Genomic DNA, 23,928 nt, shown 5'->3' with positions numbered 1-23,928 from the left:
AATTTAGGTAAATAACTTAAAATCACACAGCTATGACTACGTCTCAAGAATTATTGACAAAAATATCTCAAAAAACAATTGAAATTAAAGAACACTATCCAGAGCTTCAAAAGTATCTAGATGAAACCAGGATTACCTTACCACATGGTGATAATAGTGCTGCTAAAGTGGATACCCAATCATTACAAAATTATTTAAATAGTTTAAATGAAATGGTTGATAAATATAAATCTAACTCATAAAAAAAAGCCTCACATTTTGTGAGGCTTTTTTAGTATAAATTAAAGGATTAGTTTTCCTTTTTCTTTGCGTTTTTCATCGCTTCTCCAATTTGATTACTTGCTGTAAAACTTGCAACCATATCGTTTAGCATTGTACTACCTGCTTGAGGTGAGTTTGGTAATAATATTAAGTTACTGTTAGTCTCACTACCAATAGCTTGTAATGTATCATAATGTTGTGTAACTACAATTAAAGCAGAGGCTTCTTGACTGTTAATACCAACACGATTTAATACATCTACAGACTCTTCTAGACCTCTAGCAATCTCACGTCTTTGGTCCGCAATACCTTGACCTTGTAAACGCTTACTTTCTGCTTCAGCTTTAGCTTTTTCAACAATTAAGATACGTGCAGCATCTCCTTCAAATTGTGCAGCAGTTTTTTCTCTGTCTGCAGCATTAATACGGTTCATTGCAGCTTTTACTTGAGCATCTGGATCTATATCTGTTACTAAGGTTTTAATAATATCAAAACCATAGTCTGACATGGCATCATTTAATTCAGTTTTTACTGCAATTGCAATATCATCTTTTCTAACAAAAACATCATCTAATTTCATTTTAGGTACTTCGGCACGTACCACATCAAATACATAACTTGTAATTTGTTCATGTGGATAATCTAATTTGTAAAAAGCATCATAAACTTTTTGACTAATTACACGATATTGTACAGATACTTTAAGACGTACAAATACATCATCTAAGGTTTTAGTTTCAATAATGACATCTAATTGTTGGATTTTTAAGCTTAATCTACCTGCTATTTTATCTACTACAGGAATCTTTAGATGTAATCCTGATTGGCGTATGCTATGGAATTTACCAAAACGCTCTACAATAACAGCTGTTTGTTGTTTTACAACAAAAAATGAGGATAAAAAGACAAATAGTACAAGGACTATTAGGATAATAAGTGTTGGATTCATGAAAAATGGATTTTAATGGTTATACTACTATGGTTACTAAATTAAGTTATATTTGCGGACAAACCCCTTAATTTACTATGAAAAAAATTCAATTCATCTTATTAGTAGCACTAACTATAGGTTTTGTTACAAAAAACTTTGGTCAACATACAAGTTATAAAATTAAAAACGGATTTTCTTTGGGTGGAGGAGTCACTCAATTTGATATCATTACAGACAATTTTGAAACTAAAAAAGGAGACGGTTGGATTGCTAACATGACTGCTACAGTGGATATACCTCAAAAATGGTTTAATGTTAGTTATGGAATGCAGCTGTCTGAAAACACTATTAGTACTTCAGGTTTTGATACACCATTATCCAGTATTGCTCAAGATGTAGAGTATAAAATTTTTACTGCTCAAGTACAGTTTTTATGGCATGCTAAACCTTTTAGAAGCTCTCATTTTACTATAGATTTTGGACCAATGTTGCAATACAATAGTGATTTAGAGCTAAGTGATGAGCAGCAAGAAGATTTTATTCTAGCAGATTTTGATACAGTTCAGGCTAAAGCTGTTAAAGATTTAAACAACTTTAATGTTAATGGTACTGTTGGTGCAACTTTAGGTATTGGTTTTTTTAAATTAAGAGCGCAATATATTTATGGTTTTACTAATATTTTAGGTGCATTAAATGATTCTGATTTTAACCAAGTTTTAGGTAGAGATTTTAAAGGAAACCAAAGTATGTTTGCCTTTACAGGAATGCTAACTTTTTAAAACAACATAAAAGACATAAAAAAAGCCATCTAATGTTAGATGGCTTTTTTTGTTTTATAGCGCTTGTATAAGCTTTTCTAGACGTTTAATGCTTTCATTTTTACCAATCATATACATGATATCAAAAACATCTGGTCCTTGTAAAGCACCAACTAAAGCTAAACGTAAAGGCATCATTACTTTACCAAAACCGATATCATTTGAAGTAATCCATCCTTTAATGTCTTTTTGAAGGGTTTCCACTTCAAAATCTTCAATGTTAGATACAACAGTTAAAACATCTGTCATTATAGCCTTAGTATCGTCTTTAAATGCTTTTTTAGAGGCTTTTTCGTCAAAACTTTCTGGAGCAACAAAAAAGTAACTGCTTAAATCCCAAAAGTCATTAACAAATGTGGCACGTTCTTTAATCAAGCCAACAACTAATGCAATATAATTTACATCAATAGTTTCTAATTGTTTGTGGTTTTTTTGAAAAGCTTCTGCTAAATGGTCGTTAGACTGCTCTTGCATGTAATGGTGATTAAACCATTTAATTTTATCTGGATCAAAACGTGCTCCTGCTTTATTTACTCTGTTTAAATCAAAAGCAGCAACTAATCCTTCTAAATCAAAAATCTCTTGTTCTGTTCCTGGATTCCAACCTAAAAAGGCTAAAAAGTTAATAACTGCATCTGCAAAATAACCTTCTTCTTTATAACCAGTAGCACTATCACCAAATTCTGGATTCCACTCTAACGGAAACACTGGAAAGCCTAATTTGTCTCCATCACGCTTACTTAATTTCCCTTTTCCTGTTGGTTTTAATATTAAAGGTAAATGTGCAAATTCCGGTTGTTCCCAACCAAAAGCTTGGTATAATTGATAGTGTAAAGCTAAGCTAGGTAACCACTCTTCACCACGTATAACATGCGTAATTTCCATTAAATGGTCATCTACAATATTTGCTAAGTGGTAGGTTGGCATACCATCGCTTTTAAATAATACTTTATCATCTAAAACATTGGTATCTATTTTAATATCACCACGAATAATATCTTTTAAATGTAGTGTTTGATCTTGTGGACTTTTAAATCTAATAACGTAATCGTCTCCAGTATCTAATTTAGCTTGGACTTGTGCCTCTGTAAGTGCTAACGAATTGCTTAATTTTAAGCGATTATGCCAATTATAGATAAATGTTTTACCTTTTGACTCATGGTCAGTTCTATGAAAATCTAATTCTTCAGAGGTATCAAAAGCATAGTATGCATTTCCGCTAGCAACTAATTGGTCTGCGTATTGTTTATATAAATCTTTACGCTCACTTTGTCTGTAAGGTCCAAATTTTTCGTTTTTACCTGGTCCTTCGTCAAAAGGAATATTACACCAATTTAAGGCATCTACAATATATTGTTCTGCACCTTCTACGTAACGATTTTGATCTGTATCCTCAATACGTAATACAAAAGTTCCGTTATGTTTTTTGGCAAATAAATAGTTAAAAAGAGCTGTACGTACACCTCCAATATGTAAAGGTCCTGTTGGACTTGGTGCAAAACGCACTCTGACTTGTTTTGACATCTTGTTTCGTTTGAGTTTGCAAAGATAGAATAGAGTAGTAGAAACAGCAAAAAAATAAGGATAAAGAACAGCTTTATACACAGGCTTTTTTTCCGCGTAAGCGATTACCTTTAACAATAACTTATAATCCTAAATATTTAGGTGTAAAAATAAAAATGTATTTTAGTCAGTTAAATAGCAATTACTTGAATAATTTTAATACTATACAGACCAAATTAGAGCAATTTATTAGAAAATATTATACTAATGAGTTGATTAAAGGTGCGCTATTATTTTTTAGTATTGGCTTGCTGTATTTTATTTTTACACTGTTAATCGAACATTTTTTATGGCTAAGTCCAACCGCTAGAACCGTTTTGTTTTGGTTGTTTATAATTGTCGAATTAACGCTGTTTGTTAGATTTATTGTCCTACCATTAGCTAGATTATTTAAACTTAAAAAAGGTATTGATTATAAAAAAGCATCTTCAATTATTGGTAATCATTTTCCAGAAGTTAACGATAAGTTACTTAATGTTTTACAATTAAAGGAAGCTGGTAGTCAATCGGAATTATTATTGGCAAGTATTGATCAAAAATCAGTAGAATTAAGCCCAATACCGTTTAAGTTAGCAGTAAATTTTAAACAAAATATAAAATATTTAAAATATGCAGCTATACCTATTTTAATATTTGTGATTGCTGCTATTTCTGGTAAGTTAAATTGGTTTAGCGACAGCTACAAAAGGGTTGTTAATTATCAAACTGCTTATGAGCCTCCTGCTCCTTTTGCTTTTTTTGTATTAAATGAAAACTTACAAACTACTCAAAATAAAGAATTTAGGTTATTAGCAACAACGCAAGGCGACGTAGTACCTGATAATGTTAAAATTACTTACAATAACGAAACTTATTTTTTGCAACAACGTCAATCCGGAACTTTTGAATACGTTTTTGAACAGCCCAATAAAGATATAACTTTTAATTTTACTGCTAATGGTGTTACAAGTAAACCATACACTTTAAAAGTTGTAGAAGTACCTACATTGGTTGGTTTTGATATGCATTTGGAGTATCCAAACTATACTAACAAACGTAACGAAACTTTAAAAGGTATTGGTAATGCAATTGTACCACAAGGAACCAAAATTACATGGCAACTTAATACTAAAGCGACGGAAAAGGTCGATTTAATAAGTACAGATACTATTGCTTTTTCTAGCATAAAATCTGGTTATTTTGAGACCTCAAAAAAGGTATATACTAATTTTGATTACAACATTAGCACCAGTAATAAGTCTATTAAACATTACGAAAACTTAGCTTACGGTATTACTATTATCAAAGATCAATATCCTGATTTAAAGTTAGAAGTTAAGGTGGATAGTTTAGATGATCAAACCCTTTATTTTAAAGGACAAGTAAGTGATGATTATGGTTTAAGTAAGCTACAATTGGTATATTATCCAAAGGATAATCCAGCTGGTAAAAAAACGCTAAACATTCCAGTCACAAAATCTAATTTTGATCAATTTATAACCAGCTTTCCTAATAACTTATCAGTAGATGCAGGTGTGTCTTATGATTTGTATTTTGAGGTATTTGATAACGACGCTGTTAATAGTATTAAAAGTACTAAAAGTACTGTGTTTAATTTTAGAAAACGTACACAGGATGAGGAAGAAGAAAAGCAATTACAAGAGCAAAATCAAACCGTTAAGGATTTAAACAAGTCTTTAGAAAAATTTGACAAACAGCAAAAGGAATTACAAGAGTTATCTAAAACGCAAAAAGAAAAAGCTGAATTGAACTTTAATGATAAGAAAAAATTTGAAAATTTTTTAAAACGTCAGAAAGAACAAGAACAAATGATGAAGCAATTCAACAAAAAGTTGAAAGATAATTTAGACGAATTTCAAAAAGATAAAAAGGAAGACGATCAGTTCAAGGAAGATTTAAAACAACGTCTTAAGGATAATGAAGAGCAACTTAAGCAGGATGAAAAATTGCTTGAAGAATTAGAAAAACTAAAAGACAAATTTAGTAAAGAGCAATTTACAAAAAAGTTGGACAATCTTGCTAAAAAGGCTAAAAGTCAAAAACGAAGTTTAGAACAATTGGTAGAGCTTACTAAACGTTATTATGTGACTAAAAAAATGGAAAAAATTAGTGACGAGCTTGATAAATTGGCAAAAGAACAAGACAAATTAGCTAATAGTAAAGAGGAAGAAAATACTAGTGACAAACAAGACGAGATCAATAAAAAATTTGAAGATTTACAAAAACAATTAGGGGATTTAGAAAAGGATAATCAAGATTTAAAAAATCCGATGGATGTACCTCGAGACAAAAATAACGAGGAAAACATTAAGGAAGAGCAGCAAGAGGCAAGTGACCAGTTACAAGAAAAAGAAGCTGCTAAGGATGAGAACCAAAAAAAAGATAAACAACAGTCAGCAAAACAAAAGCAAAAAAGTGCAGCTCAAAAAATGAAAAAAATGAGCCAAAGTATGCAGAGGCAAATGGCAGGTGCTGCGCAAGAGCAACTAGAGGAAGATATTGCTATGTTACGTCAGATCTTGGATAATTTGGTAATTTTTTCTATGGATGAAGAAGCTTTGATGAAACAATTTAAAAGCATAGAAATTAATCATAATGAGTATGCGAGTTACCTTAAAAAACAAAAAGAACTTCGTACACATTTTGAGCATGTGGATGATAGTCTTTTTGCAATTTCATTGAGACAACCAAAATTCTCAGAAGACATAAATAGAGAAATTAACGAGGTATACTATAATATAGATATGGCTTTAGAAGAATTTTCGGAAAACAAATTATATCAAGGTGTATCGTCACAACAATATGTAGTTACTTCTGCTAATAATTTGGCTGATTTTTTAAGTGGTGCTTTAGACAATATGCAAAACCAAATGGGTATGCCATCTCCAGGACAAGGTGAAGGAGGTATGCCAATGCCAGATATTATTATTAGCCAAGAAGAGTTAGCTAAAAAAATGGGTGAAGCCATGAAAAAAGGAAAAGAAGGTAAAAAGGGAGAAGAAGGTGATAAAGGTGAATCTGGTGAAAATGGAAAAGCTGGCGAAAGTGGGAAGGATGGAAAAGACGGTAAATCAGGAGAAAATGGCGATGGAGAAGGACAAGGTGAAGGTGGTAAACCAGGAGAAAACGGTCAAGGTCAAGGTGGAAGTCCACAAGGTGATAATGGATTAAATGAAGAAGGTAATGCTGAATTATTTAAAATTTATCAAGAACAGCAAATTTTGCGTCAAGCTTTAGAAGAGCGATTGGATAAAGAAGGTTTAGGCGAAAGTAGAGAAGCAAAGCAATTATTAAAAGACATGGAGCAGGTTGAGGTGGATTTAATTAACAAAGGTTTTACTAATCAAACGCTTAGTAAAATGATGAATATTCAGCATCAGTTATTAAAACTCGAAAATGCAGTATTACAACAAGGTCAAGAACAAAAGCGACAATCTGAAACTAATACAACAGTGTTTAAAAATACAACTAACAATCAAATAGATAAGGCCAAACAATATTTTAATACAACTGAGATATTGAATAAGCAAACCTTACCTTTGCAGCAAATTTATAAGCAAAAAGCACAACAGTATTTTAAACAACAAAAATGATTAGTTTTAACAACGAAACCGATTTTAAGCTTCAAGATGAAGCGAAAATCTCTAAATGGATATCTTCTATTATTTTAAAAGAAAACTGCAAGGAGGACGAGATAAACTACGTGTTTTGTGATGACGAGTATCTACATAAATTGAATGTAGAGTTTTTACAACATGATACATTGACCGATGTTATAAGTTTTGATTATTCGGTAGGAAAAACACTACAAGGTGATATTTTTATTTCTGTAGAACGTGTTGCGGATAATGCGAAAGATTTTGATGTTTCATTTGATGCAGAATTACATCGTGTAATAATTCATGGTATTTTACATTATTGTGGATATAAAGATAAGACTGAAGCTGATGCTAGCTTAATGCGCACTAAAGAAAACGAGGCATTAGCGTTATTGAAAGCAATGTAATTGTTTGTTGTATATTTGCACGCTTTTAAAAGTAGAATAATAAAAACGTTCCACGTGGAACAATCAATATAATGATACTGGGTTTTACTTGGTATTAATTCAAATTAAAATTATGTTTAACGAAGTATATGATGTAATTGTAGTTGGAGCTGGTCATGCAGGAAGTGAAGCAGCAGCATCTGCAGCTAATATGGGAAGCAAGACTTTGCTAATTACCATGAATTTACAAAACATTGCTCAAATGTCTTGTAATCCAGCAATGGGTGGAATTGCTAAAGGGCAAATTGTAAGAGAGATTGATGCGCTTGGAGGTTACTCTGGTATTGTAAGTGACACCTCTGCTATTCAATTTAAAATGCTAAACAAATCTAAAGGACCTGCAATGTGGAGTCCAAGGGTCCAAAGTGACAGAATGCGTTTTGCTGAAGATTGGCGTTTGATTTTAGAGCAAACTAAAAACCTTGATTTTTATCAAGAAATGGTTTCTGGTCTAATTGTGGAAAATGGAAAAGTTACAGGTGTGACAACATCACTTGGAGTTAAGATAAAAGCTAAAAGTGTTGTCTTAACTAATGGTACTTTTTTAAATGGTTTAATCCATATTGGAGATAAAAATTTTGGTGGAGGTAGAGCAGGAGAAAGAGCTGCAACTGGAATTACTGAACAGTTAGTTAATTTGGGTTTTGAATCTGGTAGGATGAAAACCGGAACACCACCAAGAGTGGATGGAAGGTCTTTAGATTTTTCTAAAATGGTCGAGCAACCTGGAGATGTTAATCCAGAAAAATTTTCATATTTAGACACTACAAAACCATTAACTCATCAACGTTCTTGTCACATGTCTTATACAAGTGAAAAGGTTCATGATTTATTGCGCGAAGGCTTTGATCGTTCGCCAATGTTTAATGGTCGTATTAAAAGTTTAGGACCTAGATACTGTCCTTCTATTGAAGATAAAATTAATCGTTTTGCAGATAAAAATAGACATCAATTATTTGTGGAACCTGAAGGCTGGAATACTTGCGAGTATTATATAAATGGCTTCTCAACTTCGCTTCCAGAAGATGTTCAATTTAAAGCATTACGTTCTGTAGTCGGTTTTGAAAACGTCAAGTTTTTTAGACCAGGTTATGCTATAGAATACGATTATTTTCCACCAACACAATTAAAGCATACTTTAGAAACAAAGTTGGTAGATGGCTTATATTTTGCTGGTCAAATTAACGGTACAACAGGTTATGAAGAAGCAGCGTCTCAAGGTTTAATGGCAGGTATAAATGCAGCATTAAAAGTGCAAGAACGCGATCCTTTTATACTACAAAGAGATGAAGCTTATATAGGTGTTTTGGTTGATGATTTAATAACTAAAGGAACTGAGGAACCATACAGAATGTTTACTTCAAGAGCCGAATATAGAACGTTATTACGTCAAGATAATGCAGATATAAGATTAACACCAAAAGGTTTTGATTTAGGTTTAGCTAGCGAAAAACGTTTAAGAAGAATGGAGGAGAAACATGATGCAGCTGAAAAATTTGTACAATTTTTTAGAGACACAAGTGTTACGCCAGACGAAATTAATCCTGTGTTAGAAGCAAAAGATTCTGCTGCAATTAGACAGCAAGATAAGATGTTTAAAATGTTTGCTAGACCAAATATTGGCATTGAAGATATGAAGCAAATTGATTCTGTTTCAAGTTATATTAATGATAATAATTTGGATAGTGAGGTTATTGAACAAGCCGAAATTCAAGTGAAATATTCAGGCTATATTGCAAAAGAAAAGAACAATGCAGATAAACTTACTCGTCTAGAAAATATAAAAATTCCACCTAATTTTGACTATTCAAAACTTCAGTCTATGAGTTTTGAAGCAAGAGAAAAACTTAAAAAAATACAGCCAGTAACCATCTCTCAAGCATCAAGAATTAGTGGTGTGTCGCCATCAGATATTTCTGTTTTGTTGGTGTATATGGGTAGATAAATTGGACAAAAAAACAGAACGTTCCACGTGGAACGTTCTGTTTTTTTTATTTATTGATGTGTAATATAATTGTATTCTTATCAAAAAATCAATCAAAATATAAGTAATTGTGGCTAGTCAAAATAATCAAAATGTGTTTATAGAAGTAAAAGATCACTCAGTTTCTGGAGAGGTTTTTAAATTAATTGAAAACAAAACTTATGGTTATTTGGAAACGATTCCTAAACCAACTTTAGATAAATTACCAGAATATTATAAAACTGAAGATTATATTTCTCATACAGATTCTAAAAGAAATCTATTAGAAAACGTTTATCATGCAGTCAGGGAAATAGCATTAAAGCGTAAACTAAAGTTGATTGATTCATTTCAAACTGACGATAAATATATTTTAGATTATGGTTGTGGTACAGGAGATTTTTTAAAAACTGCATTAAATAATGGATGGCATGTTGCCGGAATTGAACCAAATGAGGAAGCAAGATCAATAGCAAATCAAAAAACTAAAAACGCTGTATTAGATCTGTCACAAATAAAAACTTTAAAAACTCAAAGTTTTGATGTTATCACCTTGTGGCATGTTTTAGAACATATTCCAAATTTAGAAGAACAAATCACACTACTTAAAACGTTACTTAAACCAAACGGTGTTTTAATTATTGCTGTACCAAATTACAATAGTTACGACGCTAAACATTATAAACAATTTTGGGCAGCTTATGATGTGCCAAGACATTTATGGCATTTTAATCAAATTTCTATTTCTAATTTATTTAAGACAGTAAATTTAAAAGTTCAATTTACTAAGCCTATGCTTTTTGATTCATATTATGTCAGTCTATTATCTGAGAAATATAAATCTGGACGAATGAATATATTTAAAGCTTTTTGGATTGGTTGTGTCTCAAATTTTAAAGCAAGGTCTTCTGGGCAATATTCTTCATTGATTTATACGCTTAAAACAGCTAAAAAGTAATTTAAAAATCAGGATTAAACGATTTCAAGTCCTAACATATAAATATATTGCCTTTATTCAAAAACGTCTTAAACACGCTTATATGAGGTCATTTTTAATAACTATTTCTTATTTAGAATTAAAATTATTATAAAAAAATCTTATTCTTTTAAAATCTGTTAAAAAAAATAAAATTTGACATATTTAATTATTTACATTTGCTCAAAATCAAAATAAATTAAAATGAAAAAAATAATAGGTTTAGCAATTGTTGCATTAGTATTTACATCTTGTCAAAAGCAAAAAATTGCTTACGTTGATAATGGTCTTGTAATTAATGAAATTAAAGAGAAAGTAGATTTAGAAGCAAGATATAATGAAAAGGATGAAGCCTTTAAAAAAAAGGTAGATAGTTTCCGTCAGGTGTTTCAAGTTGAATATCAAAAAGTAGCAACGCTTTCTAAAAGTCAACAAGAATCAGAATTACAAGCTTTAAACCAAAAAGCACAAGGCTTACAACAAACTTGGCAAGCAGAACAGCAAAACTTTCAAAACGAATATCAAGTAGAAATAGATTCTTTAATATCTAAAGTTAAAGGTTTTGTAAAGGATTACGGAAAAACTAATAATTATGATTACATTTTAGGGACTGTAGAGAATTCTCCAAGTGTAATGTATGGAAAAGAAGAGAATGATTTGACTCAAAAAATCATTGAAGACTTAAATGCGGCATATAAAAAGTAAGATTTTTATAGATTTTTTTAAAAAGGCGATTAACTACTGTTAATCGCCTTTTTTGACTTATAATACTTTAAATATCAGTCTTTTTGATATAAATAGCTATATTTATTGCGCTATTAATTATTTTCAATAAAGATTATGAGAGGCTTGCTTTTGCGCTTTGCTATCTTCATTTCTATGTTTTCGTTTACTTATGCTCAGCAAACAGTACCATTTACAACGCAAAAAGCGTTTTATATTTATGGTGATGCTGCAGTAATAGGTAATAACATATTAAGTAAAGATAAACAAGAACCGTACAATGATTATCTGTTAACCAACGATGATATTGATATGGTCTATGTGGATATTGATCAGGATAAAACGACGTTTTCATCTAGTTCTGCCAATCTTAAATTACCTGATAATCAGTCTAAAATTGCATATGCAGTCTTATATTGGTCTGCAACATACAGTTATATAAAAGGTACAAGAAGAGAAGAGGATGCGCAATTTTATTTTCAAGGTAATCGACAAAAAAATAGGTCATTAATTAACAAGGTAAAACTTAAATTACCTGGAGAAAATTATCAAAATATTACAGGTAATGTGCTGTTTGATGGAGCAAAAATTCCAGCGTTTGCTTTAAATGCTCCTTACGTTTGCTTTGCAGATGTTACTAAACAATTACAAGAGGCTAAACAAGTAAATGGAGAATACACAGTTGCTAATATTAATGCAACCCAAGGATACGTAGCTGGTGGAAGTGCAGCTGGCTGGATGTTGTATGTGGTTTACGAAGCACCAACTAGCAAACCTAAGTATATTACTACTTTTAATGGTTTTTCTCATATTGGTAATCAACCAGAAATAATTTCATTGGACGAGTTTAAAACACCAGATAAAGGAGCAACTAGTACAGCAATTGTATTAGCAACTTTAGAAGGTGATTCTGCGTTGTCTGGAGATCAATGCATTGTCGCTAACCCAGTAACTAACAAAGCGTGGCAATTACAAGCTGTAAATAGGGATAAAGATAATTTCTTTAGTAGTCAAATAACTTCTGTATCCACAGCTAATACTGTTAGATATCCAAACAGTAGCAACACTTTAGGATTTGATTTGGCAACAGTTACCTTACCAAATAATGATAAGGCAGTAATAGTAAATGGAACAGAAAAAGTAGACCTTATTTTTAATACCAAACAGGATCGTTTTTACTTGTTTTTTACTGCTTTTAATACTGAAATTAGTGAATCATTTTTAAAAGAAATTCAATCAAATACACCTGTAAATGCTATTGTTTTAACGTCAGAAAAAATTAATCCAAATACTGTATCGATATCTGATAATCAGTCAGTTAAGTCTAATATTAAAACAGTAAAAGCTATTTCTAAAACGGATATTAAAACTATCGGTCAAACCGAAAATTTTAACATTACTGCACAATCCTTTGCTTTAAAACAACCAGTAATTATTAATAAGGAGCTAAAGCAAGAATTGGTTGTGCCTATGTCTAGTGAGATACTATCGTCTAAGTCACAAAATGAAGCGCTATCTAAAGGAGATGTTTTAATTTCATCTACTAATTATGTGCGCGCATTAAAAATAGAAGACAAACCTTTAGAAACACAAGCATTTAAATTGTTATTGGAAAAAAACGCAGCATTTATAGAAGGTGCAAAAGAAGGTTATTATGTTATAAATAAGTTTTTTTCCGAATCCCAAAATGCAATTAATTGGCAAAAATATTTAAAAGAAAAAGGTTACGATAGTCAGATACTTATTGATGAAACTGAACAGTTATTTTATGTTTACGTCTTTCATACTCAAAATTTTTATGATGCTTACATGCAACATAAAACATTACTTAATAACGCTCTTTTTAATCAAAATTGGGTATTTAAAGTTAATATGATTGACTATTAACTACTTAAGTATATACAAGGCCATTAAAGTTGGAATTAAGTAAATTACAATAGTTCTTGCGCCATCATAATCTTTTGCAACACGTTGGCCAAACAATAAAAGCAGTAGTGTTATAGCGCTTAAAATTGCAGCATAAAAACCAAAACTGGTATTACTATCAATTATTAACGTAAAGCAACCTATTACAGCAAACAATCCTGCAATGGTTTCTAAAATTAATATTATAGCGACATTTAAAGGTACCATATTAGCCATAAATGTTTTTGAAAAATGACCTTTTAGCCATTCCATATTACCTTTCCAATCGGTTATTTTATCGTATCCCGATTGTAAAAAAGTTATAGCTAAAAACAGTAGTAAAATTAGCTCTGTAATGTTATTAAGTACGTTATTCATAAAAGTTGGTTTTCAAAATTAGTTAGTCACTTTTAGCAGTAAAACTGGATTCCGTTATTAATAATAGATATCGTGATTTTACCAGGAGCAATTTGTTCTCCATCGGCTTGAAAGTATGTATTAGTATTGCTATTTTCTATTAAAATATTATTTGTCTTAAAGGTTTTTACTTTGTTATGAAACACTATTTTACCATTAAATAATTTAAAGATATTTTTTATAATATCCCATTTGTAAAAACGGTTAGCAAAGGTTATATCAAATAGGCCATCTTTAGGATTTGCTTTATGCGTTAATTGCATACCAGAACCAGTGTATTTACAAATCCCTATCTGTATCATAAAGCATGACTTTATGTTTATAACCTCAGAATTTGTAGTTATTTTGGTTTCAAAAAAACGATATTTAAAAAGTCCTTTTAAAGCGCCTAAAATGTAGGTTAATTGACCAAAAGTCCTGTTGTTTTTAACAATGTTTACCACTAAACCATCAAAGCCAATTCCGGTTAGGTTTAAAAAATATTTACTTGAAATGTTTTGATCTAAGTATTTAATGCAACCAACATCTTGAGTATTAATTGTTCCGTTTAAAATAGTTTGTAAAGCCTTATTTATGTTTTTTGATATACCATGTGTCTTTACCCAATCATTACCAGTTCCAACAGGTATAACGCCAAAAATGATGCTCTTGTAATTACTATTATCCTGACTAAATACACCATTAATAAAATTGTTTAATGTACCGTCACCACCAATAATTATAAATTGTTTATGGCCTTTTTTAATAGCTGTATGTGTAATTTCAATTTCGTGATTGGAATGAGTTGTAAAACGAAACTCAATATTAAAATAAAGATTTAATTTGGACTGTATAGCTAGCCAAACCTTTTTACCATGTCCATTACCAGAAACAGGATTAATGATTACAAAATAATTACGTTTTGCTGTCAATTTAGTCTTGTTTAGCGTGTAGTAATCGTGTTAGCTTAATACTTAAGTCTGTTAGTATTATTTTAGAATTTCCGTTACGTTCTATATGGTAAATAGCATCGTTTAACTCGTTAGAAATATCCATTATATTATTATTGTGAATAAAAGGAGCAAACTTAGCTATATCAAAATTTTTGCTTTTAGTTTCAAAGTAAACTAATTCTTCAGCACCATAATTTAGTAACATGGCCTGTCTGAAAAAATCTAAGCAAAAATTTAAAAACTGTTTTTGTGTTTCTCGTCCAGTTTTAGCAATGTCTTCGCTCCATCCAATTAAATCATGGATTGCACCTTTATTTCCTTTAGCTTTAAAAGCAGCACGAATCCAAAAAATAAACCACTGTTCAAATTGGTCATCTTCACTATCATGATAGACTAAATCACACGCTTTATTATAATTTCCATCCGCTTGGTGTGCTATTTTTGTAGCAGTAGCATCATCCAGATTAAATTGTTTAATAACTCCCGATTTAATATCATCTTCGGCTAATGGAGGAAAATGCAAAATTTGACAACGCGATCTTATGGTGTTAATAATCTGTTCTTCCTCTTCTGCAATTAAAATAAAAACGGTATTGTTTGGTGGCTCTTCAATTAATTTAAGCAGCTTGTTAGCAGCTTGTGTATTCATTTTTTCAGCCATCCAAATTAGCATGACTTTATAACCACCTTCGTAAGATTTTAAACTTAACGCTTTTACAATATCTAAAGCTTCATCTACACCTATTTGACCTTGTTTATTGTCAACGCCTAATAGTCTGTACCAATCAAATAAGTTTCCGTAAGGTTGTTCTTTAAGTAATTGCCTCCATTCTTCTAAAAAATAAGAAGAAACTGGATGTTTTTTAACCTTATCTGTAGTGGTAACAGGAAACGCAAAGTGTAAATCTGGGTGAGAAAAATTATTAAACTTTAAATTACAAACTTCGTTTTCTCCGGTGTTTTCACCCAAAGTGTTTTTACACAAAATATATTGTGCATAAGCAATAGCCATAGGCAAGGTTCCGGAACCCTCAGGTCCAACAAAAAGTTGAGCATGTGGTATACGACCATTATTAGCACTTGTGGTTAAGTGTTTTTTAATATGATTTAATCCTAAAATATCACTGAAAAGCATAGGCAAATATAGTTTTCCTATTATTGAAAAACTATTTTTATTAAAAATTGATTTTAGCTTAACAAATTTAAAGTATGGCAGTATTTGTATATATTTGAGGATTATTAATTGTTCTATATCTTTAAAATGAAAAAGTTATTTGGCTTACTTTTTATTATAACAGGATCTTACCATGTTATTGCGCAAGAAACTGAACAAGTAAATTCAGTCACCAATGGAGGTCTTGAATTTAAATCTTTAAACGAATTCTACATTTTTGGAGATACAGCAGTAATTGGTAATAACATTTTAAGTGAGGATGATAAAGATGCTTTTAATGATTTAACGGTTAATAACGACGATACTAAAATGCGTTATGTTGACATTGACAGAGACACCGAAACTTTTAGCTCTAGCCAAGCAACGCTAACCTTACCAGAGGACTTTAAAAAAATAGCATATGCAGGTTTATATTGGTCAGCAACCTATGCCTATGAAAAAGGAACACGTAAAGAGCAAAAAGGTAATTACGATTATCGTGGAAGTGGAGAGCGATCTGCAGTAATTAATCAGATTAAATTTAAATTACCTAATCAAGAGTATCAGGATTTAACAGGAGAAGTAATATATGATGGCTCTACAGATCCAACACACGCCATTAATGCACCTTATGTGTGTTATGCAGACGTAACATCGTTATTAAAACAAGCAGAAAACAAATCAGGCGATTATGTCGTTGCTAATGTAAAAGCTACAGAAGGCTATTTGTCTGGTGGTAGTGCAGCAGGTTGGATGTTATACGTAGTATACCAATCACCTACAGACAATCCAAGATACATATCAACCTATCATGGTTTTGCTTTAATTAATAAGCAAGAACCTTTGGATTTAGAATTTAAAAATTTTAAATCCGTAGAAAAAGGAAATGTAAAAACATCGGTAATACTATCTGCTTTGGAAGGAGATTCCGCATTAGAAGGTGATGATTTTGCAATCATAAAGCAGCGTGATGGTAGTTTCCAATCGTTAAGTAATGGAGCACGTTATCAACAAAACTTTTTCAATAGTTCAATTACTAATAATAGTATAAAAAATAGGGATCGATTACCTAATAGTGAGAATACGCTTGGATTTGATATTGCACAACTTGATATTCCTAATTATAATAATGCAATAATTAATAATAGTACAAGTCAAACAACGCTTAGATTAAAGACACAAGCAGATAGATTTTACCTATATTTTACAGCATTTCAAACAGAAATAGCTCAAAATTATTTTGACGACATTGTACAAGATAATAACCCAAGTGCAAGTCAAACAGCTAATGTATCTCCAGAGATTGTTAGATCACAACCAGAAACAGTACCAAGCTATAATACTAAAAAGAAACGTCAACCGTATAGTTACACAAAACGTGGATTAAAGTCCAAAGCATTTAAATATTTAAAAAATAAAAAAGCGACAACTATTGCAGGAATAGAAGGTGGCTATTATGTTATAGCAGGTGTCTTTGCAGAAAATATGAGAGCAAGAAAATGGACAGATTATTTAACTAATAAAGGGTATACAGCAAAAGCGTTTATTAACCCTAAAAACAGTTGGAATTACGTTTATTTATTTAGAGGAGATACCGCAGAAGAAGCCTTTAAAATGGCAGAAGATTTAAAAACAAATTACAGATATAGAGATACTTGGGTTTTAAAAGCAAACCTAAACTAAAAACATAGCAAACAAATGAAAACACTTAACGACTTTAATTTTAAAAACAAAAAAGCTTTAATTCGTGTAGACTTTAATGTTCCCTTAGATGCACAATTTAATGTTACAGATGCTACCAGAATTCAAGCAGCAAAACCAACCATAATCAAAATATTAGAAGATGGTGGAAGTTGTATTTTAATGTCTCATTTAGGAAGACCAAAAGGTGCTCAAGAGGAGTTTTCGTTAAAACACATAGCAAATAAAGTAGAAGATATTATTGGTGTCGAGACTCAGTTTGTTTCGGACTGTGTAGGTGAAGCTGCAGAAAAAGCAGCAGCTAACCTTGAACCAGGAAAAATACTTATTTTAGAAAATTTACGTTTTCATGAAGAAGAGTCTAAAGGCGATGTCGCTTTCGCGGAAAAACTAGCCAAACTAGGAGACATATATGTAAATGATGCGTTTGGTACAGCACACAGAGCGCATGCGTCTACAACAATAATCGCACAGTTTTTTCCAGAAAAAAAATGTTTTGGTTACTTATTAGAGCAAGAAATTAAAAGTATTGATAAAGTAATGAAAACTGGCGAAAAACCAGTATTAGCAGTGCTTGGAGGTGCAAAAGTATCCTCTAAAATTACTATAATAGAAAACGTTTTAGACAAAGTAGATCACTTAATTATTGGAGGAGGTATGACTTTTACCTTTGTTAAGGCACAAGGAGGTAGTGTGGGAGATTCCATTTGCGAAGATGATAAAATGGACTTAGCATTAGACATTTTAAAACAAGCTAAAGCAAAAAACGTACAGATACATTTACCAGTAGATGTTTTGGCAGCAAATGCGTTTAGCAACGAGGCAGACACCCAAGTTGTGGATGTTAATAAAATACCTGACGGATGGCAAGGTTTAGATGCTGGTCCAAAATCCAAAGCTATATTCCATGATGTTGTAATGCAATGCAAAACAATACTTTGGAATGGTCCTTTAGGTGTTTTTGAAATGGAAAATTTTGCAAACGGAACGATAGAGTTAGGTAACTCCATTGCAGAAGCTACTAAAAATGGAGCATTCTCTTTAGTTGGAGGTGGTGACTCTGTTGCTGCAGTTAAGCAATTTGGTTTTGAAAACAAAGTAAGTTACGTAAGTACAGGAGGAGGAGCAATGCTAGAAAGTTTAGAAGGTAAAACCCTTCCAGGAATTGCTGCAATTTTAGACTAAAAGTAAACGTTACAGCATAAAATCAAACAAATAATAAATGCAGCATTTAAAAACATATATTTCCTTTTTATTAGTCCTATTTGGCTTTACATTTAGTGTGGCTCAAGACACATTACAAGCGCAAACAAGATTAACTCAGGATAAACTGATAGAAGGAGAAAACTACGTTATTGATACAATAATTGATGGTCAAGCTTACTTTAAAAAAACAGTAGAAGGATTACAACCTTTACCACAAGTTTTAGAAGATCACGAATTTGCTTCTAAAATTGATAAAAAATGGCTTGAAGAGTTATACAGTAACACACTTTATGATACTATTTATAGAGACGTTTCAGGATTAAAATATGATGCAGTTTATTATCCAGAGTTGACTACAGATACTTTAAAAGCTAGGCTTTCTCGCTTAAACGCAAGAACACCTTTTAATGTTGAATATAATCCTGGTTTAGAAAGCGTTATTAAGTCCTTTTTAAAAAATCGTCATCATTCATTTGAGCGCTTAATGGGTTTAAGTAATTATTACTTCCCTATGTTTGAGCGCGAACTTGATAATTACGACATTCCTTTAGAAATGAAATATTTAGCAATTGTAGAGTCTGCTTTAAAACCAAGAGCTAGATCTAGAGTTGGAGCAACCGGTTTATGGCAGTTTATGTTTGCAACAGGTAAGGAATATGGTTTGGATGTAAGTAGTTATGTGGATGAGCGTAGTGATCCTATTAAAGCGACTATTGCTGCTTCACAATATTTATCAAAGTTATATAAATTATTTGGAGATTGGGATTTAGCATTAGCTGCATATAATTCTGGTCCAGGTAATGTTAGCAAGGCTATTAGACGCTCTGGTGGTTATCAAAACTATTGGAATATTAGACCTAATTTACCTAGAGAAACTGCTGGTTATGTGCCAGCTTTTTTAGCCACTATGTATATTTTTGAATACGCAAAGGAGCATGGCTTTGTACAACATAAACCAGAGTTTCATTTAATAGAAACAGATACAATTCACGTTAAACAAATGATTACTCTAGACCAAGTGTCAGAGTATACAGGTGTGGAGATAGAGACACTTCAGTTTTTAAATCCAGCATACAAATTAGACGTTATACCTTATATAAAAGGAAAAAATTACACACTACGTTTACCACGAAATATTATTGGAGCTTTTGTAAACAACGAGGACCAATTGTATGCTCATGCAAAAGCAGAATTGGATAAACGAGAAAAACCTTTACCTCAATTTCAGGATTCTGATACCAAAACACGATATAGGGTAAAACAAGGAGATTATCTAGGTAAAATAGCCAGGAAATTTGGCGTTAGAGTAAGTCAAATTAAGCAATGGAACGGGATGCGCAACAATAACCTTAAAATAGGTCAGCGATTAACCATATATCCTAGAAACGGAGTGCCAGTAAGCCAATCTAAAGCTGTAGCTTCGGCTAAAAAAAGTACTAAGCCAGTAAACGGAAAAACATATACTGTGCAACAAGGCGATAGTCTATGGAGTATCTCTCAAAAGTTTTCTGGTATTTCTGTCCAAAATATTAAAGATTGGAACGATATTAGTGGTACTAAATTAAAACCAGGAATGAAACTTTTAGTTTCTAAAGGGTAAGTAATCATTTAAATAGCATAATAAAATGAAAAAATTAGCTGTATTAATTGTATTAGTATGCACAATATTATCGTGCAACGAAGGGACAAAACAAAATCAGCGTATGGTCCCAAAATCTTCAGGAAACTTATATAACGTTAGTGTTGTTGTAGATAACGAGTTATGGAAAGGTAGTGTTGGAGACGCTATTAGAGACGTATTAACTACTGTTGTACCTGGATTACCACAACCAGAGCCTATGTTTGATATTAATCAAATTCCGCCACAAGTTTTTTCGGGATTTGCTGCAAAAAATAGAATTGTTTTAAAAATAGAAAAAAGCGACAAGTCTGAGATTAAAATAGCAACAGATGCCTATGCACAACCACAAAAAGTTATAGTTATATCTGGACCAAATGATACTAAGCTAATTGAGGTATTAAAGGCTAATAAAGATAAAATTTTAGATACGTTTAAAAACCAAGAAATTGAAGCACGTCAAGCGTTGACAAGCAACTCACTGCACACAAATAATAATATAGAAAAAAAATTAGGAATCTCTGTTAAGTTTCCATCTATCTATAGAATAGCTAAAGAGGATGGTGATTTTTTCTGGGTTAGAAAAAATTTAACAACAGGAACTAATAATTTTATGGTGTACCAAGTACCATTAGATGCTATAGATAAAGAAGGTGATATTACACAGCAAATTATAACCATTAGAGATAGTGTTGGTAAAAAGTATATTCCTGGGCCAATAGATGGCTCATACATGAAAACCGAAGAAGCTTACACACCCTTTCTATTCACAACTATAATTGATAATAAACCAACTTATGAAGTAAGAAGCACTTGGGATATTGAAGGCACATATAATGCAGGACCATTTGTTAACTACATGGTAGAAGATAAAATTAATAACCGTTATGTAGTATTAGAAGGTTTTACCTTTGCACCATCAGTTAATAAGCGTGATTATATATTAGAGCTAGAATCTATTATTAAATCCTTGAAAATTAACTAAAGCAGTTTTAAGTCATAAAAAAAACCAATGCATTGCATTGGTTTTTTTTATATGATAAAGTAAAATTTACTTTTTCTCTTCGTTTTCTTCTTTGCTAGCGTCTTTAAACTCTTTAATTCCGCTACCTAGTCCACGCATTAATTCTGGAATTTTCTTTCCTCCAAATAATAATAAAACCAAAACCACTACAATTGCGATTTGCCAAGGTCCAATCATACCTAAAAATATACTTGCTGAAATCATAACTAAAAATTTAGACCACAAAGTTAATAATTAAACTTTAATAATAACGTTAAAACACTAACTTTAGCTTTAGCTAAAGATGTTAGCACAATTTTTTATTTACTTTTGTTTTTAATATGGTAAAATCTGAAAAAAAATCTAAAAAAATTAAGAAGAAACTACTTCACAAGTACCGTTTAGTTATTTTAAACGATGATACTTTTGAAGAACGTCTTTCACTTAATTTAACACGATTAAACGTGTTTATACTTGGAACAATATCTGCTATTTTATTAATTGTTTTAACTACTATTTTAATAGCCTTCACACCCTTAAAGGAATATATTCCAGGATATTCATCCACAACGCTTAAAAAGAAAGCTGTTAAATTAAGTTTTCAAACAGATTCTTTACAACGTACAATTGATTTAAACGAAAAATATTTTGCGTCTATAAAACAAGTGTTACAAGGCGAAGTAAGTTCGGTTAAGTTTAATAAAGATTCTATCATACAGGCTGCTAAATTAGAAGCCAGTCAAGTTGATTTAAATCCAATTAAAGAAGATTCGATTCTTAGACAAAAAGTAGATAAAGAAGATAAATATAGCTTGTTTGAAACCGCTACATCCAAAGCAAACTTTGTTTTATTTCCACCAGTAAATGGTACAATTAGCGAAAACTATAACGTTAAAACTAAACACTACGCTGTGGATGTTGTCGTTGCTAAAGACACGCCTATAAAATCTACTGCAGATGGAACTGTAATTTTTGCCGAGTGGACTGCTCAAACTGGTCACGTTATTATAATCGAACATAGTCAAGGTCTAATATCTGTGTACAAACACAACGCTTCTTTAACTAAAGCGCAAGGCGATTTGGTTAAAGCAGGAGAAGTGATTGCTACTGCAGGAAATACAGGCGAGTTATCTACAGGTCCACACCTTCATTTTGAATTATGGAGTGACGGTTATCCAGTAAACCCAACTAATTTTATAGATTTTAAATAATGCCATCAATTAAAGCAGCTTTAGCTAAACCATTTGCAAAACGCATTTATAAAAAAGTGCAAAAATGGGCCAATAACCCAATTCAAACACAAGATAAAGTGTTTAAAGATCTTATTAGCCAAGCCTCAAGTACAACCTTTGGTATTGATCACGATTTTATTAGTATTAATAATTATCAAGACTTTGTAAAACGTGTACCAATTAGGGATTATGAAGACCTTAAACCTTATGTGGACAAGGTTGTGGCTGGTCAAGAGAATATTTTGTGGCCAGGAAAACCATTATATTTTGCAAAAACGTCAGGTACAACTTCAGGCGCAAAATATATTCCGTTAACTAAAGACAGTATGCCAAACCATGTAAACGCAGCTAGAAATGCTATTTTACTTTACATACATGAAACAGGAAACGCCAAGTTTGTAGACGGAAAAATGATTTTTTTACAAGGAAGCCCAGTTTTAAAAGAACAAAATGGGATACAACTAGGTCGACTATCTGGTATTGTAGCGCACTTTGTCCCTAAATATCTTCAAAAAAATAGAATGCCATCATGGGAAACTAATTGTATTGAGGATTGGGAAACTAAAGTAGAAGCGATTGTCGAGGAGACAGTTAATCAAGACATGTCAATAATATCCGGAATACCTTCGTGGGTACAAATGTATTTTGAAAAACTGCAACAAAAAACAGGTAAAAAAGTAGGAGACATATTTAAAAATTTCAACCTATTTATTTTTGGAGGTGTTAACTATGAACCTTATCGTGCAAAATTTGAAAACTTAATAGGTCGAAAAGTGGATAGTATTGAGTTGTATCCAGCAAGTGAAGGATTTTTTGCTTTTCAGGACAAACAAAATGTAAAAGGAATGTTATTGCAACTTGATTCTGGAATGTTTTACGAGTTTGTAAAAGCTGATCAGTTTTTTGATAACAATCCAAAACGTATTACAATTAAAGATGTGGAGGTTGGCGTTAATTATGTAATGATTATATCTACTAATGCTGGTTTATGGGCTTATAATATTGGAGATACTATAATGTTTACAGACACAAAACCCTATAGAGTAATTGTATCTGGTAGGATAAAACATTTTATTTCGGCTTTTGGAGAACATGTTATTGGTAAAGAGGTCGAACAAGCCATGAAAGAGGCTACACAAGGGACAGATATAAGAATAAATGAGTTTACAGTTGCGCCACAAATTAATCCGGAAGTAGGATTACCATATCATGAATGGTTTGTAGAATTTGAAAACGCACCAAAAGACATTTCTGCTTTAGCAAAAAAAATAGACGCTTCGTTGCAAAAACAAAACAGTTATTACTTAGATTTGATAGAGGGAAAAGTATTACAACCTTTAAAAATTAGTAAGGTTAATAAAAATGGATTTCAAAATTACATGAAATCTATTGGTAAATTAGGAGGTCAAAATAAAATACCACGTCTAGCTAATGACCGCAAAATAGCTGACGCTTTAAAACCACACATTTTAGCTAAATAA

At 31.5% G+C, this 23,928-nt stretch carries 20 protein-coding genes; 14 read left to right on the top strand and 6 right to left on the bottom strand.

Translation table 11 applies throughout. The features are described from left to right. The first annotated feature begins 32 nt into the window (after positions 1–32). Positions 33–242, top strand: coding sequence for a hypothetical protein (locus V6251_RS08215; RefSeq protein ID WP_191099503.1), 210 nt, complete (start codon positions 33–35; stop codon positions 240–242). A 47-nt stretch (positions 243–289) separates the two neighbouring features. On the opposite strand, the gene V6251_RS08210 is transcribed toward V6251_RS08215, so the two are convergent. Then, the gene (locus V6251_RS08210) at positions 290–1,210 is read right to left on the bottom strand and encodes an SPFH domain-containing protein (protein ID WP_145004995.1); all 921 of its coding nucleotides are present in this window, start codon (positions 1,208–1,210) and stop codon (positions 290–292) included. A 77-nt stretch (positions 1,211–1,287) separates the two neighbouring features. Between V6251_RS08210 and V6251_RS08205 the strand changes: the two genes are divergently transcribed. Continuing rightward, a complete protein-coding gene (locus V6251_RS08205) occupies positions 1,288–1,971 on the top strand; it encodes a hypothetical protein (protein WP_341587828.1) in 684 nt (227 codons plus the stop codon). Positions 1,972–2,025: 54 nt separating this feature from the next. On the opposite strand, the gene gltX is transcribed toward V6251_RS08205, so the two are convergent. Continuing rightward, positions 2,026–3,534, bottom strand: coding sequence for a glutamate--tRNA ligase (gene gltX, locus V6251_RS08200; RefSeq protein ID WP_341587827.1), 1,509 nt, complete (start codon positions 3,532–3,534; stop codon positions 2,026–2,028). 185 nt (positions 3,535–3,719) lie between these two features. Here gltX and V6251_RS08195 point away from each other — a divergent pair, with 185 nt between their 5' ends. The 6 genes from V6251_RS08195 (at position 3,720) to V6251_RS08170 (ending at position 13,167) form a co-directional block, all read left to right on the top strand. After that, on the top strand, positions 3,720–7,166 hold the full coding sequence (locus V6251_RS08195; protein ID WP_341587826.1) for a hypothetical protein: 3,447 nt from the start codon (positions 3,720–3,722) through the stop codon (positions 7,164–7,166). After that, positions 7,163–7,579, top strand: a complete 417-nt coding sequence (gene ybeY / locus V6251_RS08190) for an rRNA maturation RNase YbeY (protein ID WP_292948168.1) — start codon at positions 7,163–7,165, stop codon at positions 7,577–7,579. The genes V6251_RS08195 and ybeY overlap by 4 nt, the downstream gene beginning before the upstream one ends. 112 nt (positions 7,580–7,691) lie before the next feature. Continuing rightward, positions 7,692–9,563, top strand: a complete 1,872-nt coding sequence (gene mnmG / locus V6251_RS08185) for a tRNA uridine-5-carboxymethylaminomethyl(34) synthesis enzyme MnmG (protein WP_341587825.1) — start codon at positions 7,692–7,694, stop codon at positions 9,561–9,563. A 109-nt stretch (positions 9,564–9,672) separates the two neighbouring features. Beyond that, entirely contained in the window at positions 9,673–10,539 is an 867-nt protein-coding gene (locus V6251_RS08180) for a class I SAM-dependent methyltransferase (RefSeq protein WP_341587824.1), read from the top strand. Positions 10,540–10,761: 222 nt separating this feature from the next. Then, positions 10,762–11,262, top strand: a complete 501-nt coding sequence (locus V6251_RS08175; RefSeq protein WP_292948162.1) for an OmpH family outer membrane protein — start codon at positions 10,762–10,764, stop codon at positions 11,260–11,262. Positions 11,263–11,436: 174 nt separating this feature from the next. Continuing rightward, positions 11,437–13,167 (top strand): hypothetical protein, encoded by a 1,731-nt coding sequence (locus V6251_RS08170; RefSeq protein ID WP_341587823.1) that lies wholly within the window; start codon positions 11,437–11,439, stop codon positions 13,165–13,167. Here the strand turns inward: V6251_RS08170 and V6251_RS08165 are convergent, their stop codons facing one another. Genes V6251_RS08165 through V6251_RS08155 form a run of 3 tightly spaced genes read right to left on the bottom strand, consistent with a single transcriptional unit; the run spans position 13,168 to position 15,669 of the window. Next, positions 13,168–13,563: a DoxX family membrane protein gene (locus tag V6251_RS08165; protein ID WP_341587822.1), complete on the bottom strand. Its 396-nt coding sequence runs from the start codon at positions 13,561–13,563 to the stop codon at positions 13,168–13,170. A 32-nt stretch (positions 13,564–13,595) separates the two neighbouring features. Beyond that, complete coding sequence (locus V6251_RS08160) at positions 13,596–14,513, bottom strand: diacylglycerol/lipid kinase family protein (protein WP_341587821.1); 918 nt, start codon at positions 14,511–14,513, stop codon at positions 13,596–13,598. A gap of 1 nt (position 14,514) precedes the next feature. Next, positions 14,515–15,669 (bottom strand): DNA polymerase III subunit, encoded by a 1,155-nt coding sequence (locus V6251_RS08155; protein WP_341587820.1) that lies wholly within the window; start codon positions 15,667–15,669, stop codon positions 14,515–14,517. Between the two features lie 126 nt (positions 15,670–15,795). On the opposite strand from V6251_RS08155, the gene V6251_RS08150 reads away from it, so the two are divergent. The 4 genes from V6251_RS08150 to V6251_RS08135 are packed head-to-tail and all read left to right on the top strand — an operon-like array spanning position 15,796 to position 21,197. Then, positions 15,796–17,370 carry an SPOR domain-containing protein gene (locus V6251_RS08150; protein ID WP_341587819.1) on the top strand — a complete coding sequence of 525 codons (1,575 nt, stop codon included), beginning with the start codon at positions 15,796–15,798 and terminating at the stop codon, positions 17,368–17,370. 15 nt (positions 17,371–17,385) lie between these two features. Further along, the gene (locus V6251_RS08145; RefSeq protein ID WP_341587818.1) at positions 17,386–18,573 is read left to right on the top strand and encodes a phosphoglycerate kinase; all 1,188 of its coding nucleotides are present in this window, start codon (positions 17,386–17,388) and stop codon (positions 18,571–18,573) included. 37 nt (positions 18,574–18,610) lie between these two features. Further along, positions 18,611–20,194, top strand: a complete 1,584-nt coding sequence (locus V6251_RS08140) for a lytic transglycosylase domain-containing protein (protein ID WP_341587817.1) — start codon at positions 18,611–18,613, stop codon at positions 20,192–20,194. A 25-nt stretch (positions 20,195–20,219) separates the two neighbouring features. Then, positions 20,220–21,197, top strand: a complete 978-nt coding sequence (locus V6251_RS08135) for a DUF4837 family protein (protein WP_341587816.1) — start codon at positions 20,220–20,222, stop codon at positions 21,195–21,197. A 66-nt stretch (positions 21,198–21,263) separates the two neighbouring features. On the opposite strand, the gene tatA is transcribed toward V6251_RS08135, so the two are convergent. Then, complete coding sequence (gene tatA, locus V6251_RS08130) at positions 21,264–21,440, bottom strand: twin-arginine translocase TatA/TatE family subunit (protein WP_341587815.1); 177 nt, start codon at positions 21,438–21,440, stop codon at positions 21,264–21,266. Between the two features lie 116 nt (positions 21,441–21,556). On the opposite strand from tatA, the gene V6251_RS08125 reads away from it, so the two are divergent. Both V6251_RS08125 and V6251_RS08120 read left to right on the top strand, forming a co-directional pair. Continuing rightward, positions 21,557–22,426, top strand: a complete 870-nt coding sequence (locus V6251_RS08125; protein WP_341587814.1) for a M23 family metallopeptidase — start codon at positions 21,557–21,559, stop codon at positions 22,424–22,426. Further along, entirely contained in the window at positions 22,426–23,928 is a 1,503-nt protein-coding gene (locus tag V6251_RS08120) for a GH3 auxin-responsive promoter family protein (protein WP_341587813.1), read from the top strand. The genes V6251_RS08125 and V6251_RS08120 overlap by 1 nt, the downstream gene beginning before the upstream one ends.

The sequence above is a fragment of the Olleya sp. Ti.3.14 genome, from assembly GCF_038154885.1.
In the GTDB taxonomy this organism is placed as follows: Bacteria; Bacteroidota; Bacteroidia; order Flavobacteriales; family Flavobacteriaceae; genus Olleya.
Note: the sequence above shows the minus strand (reverse complement) of the source record. Positions and strands in the feature narration are given on the sequence as shown.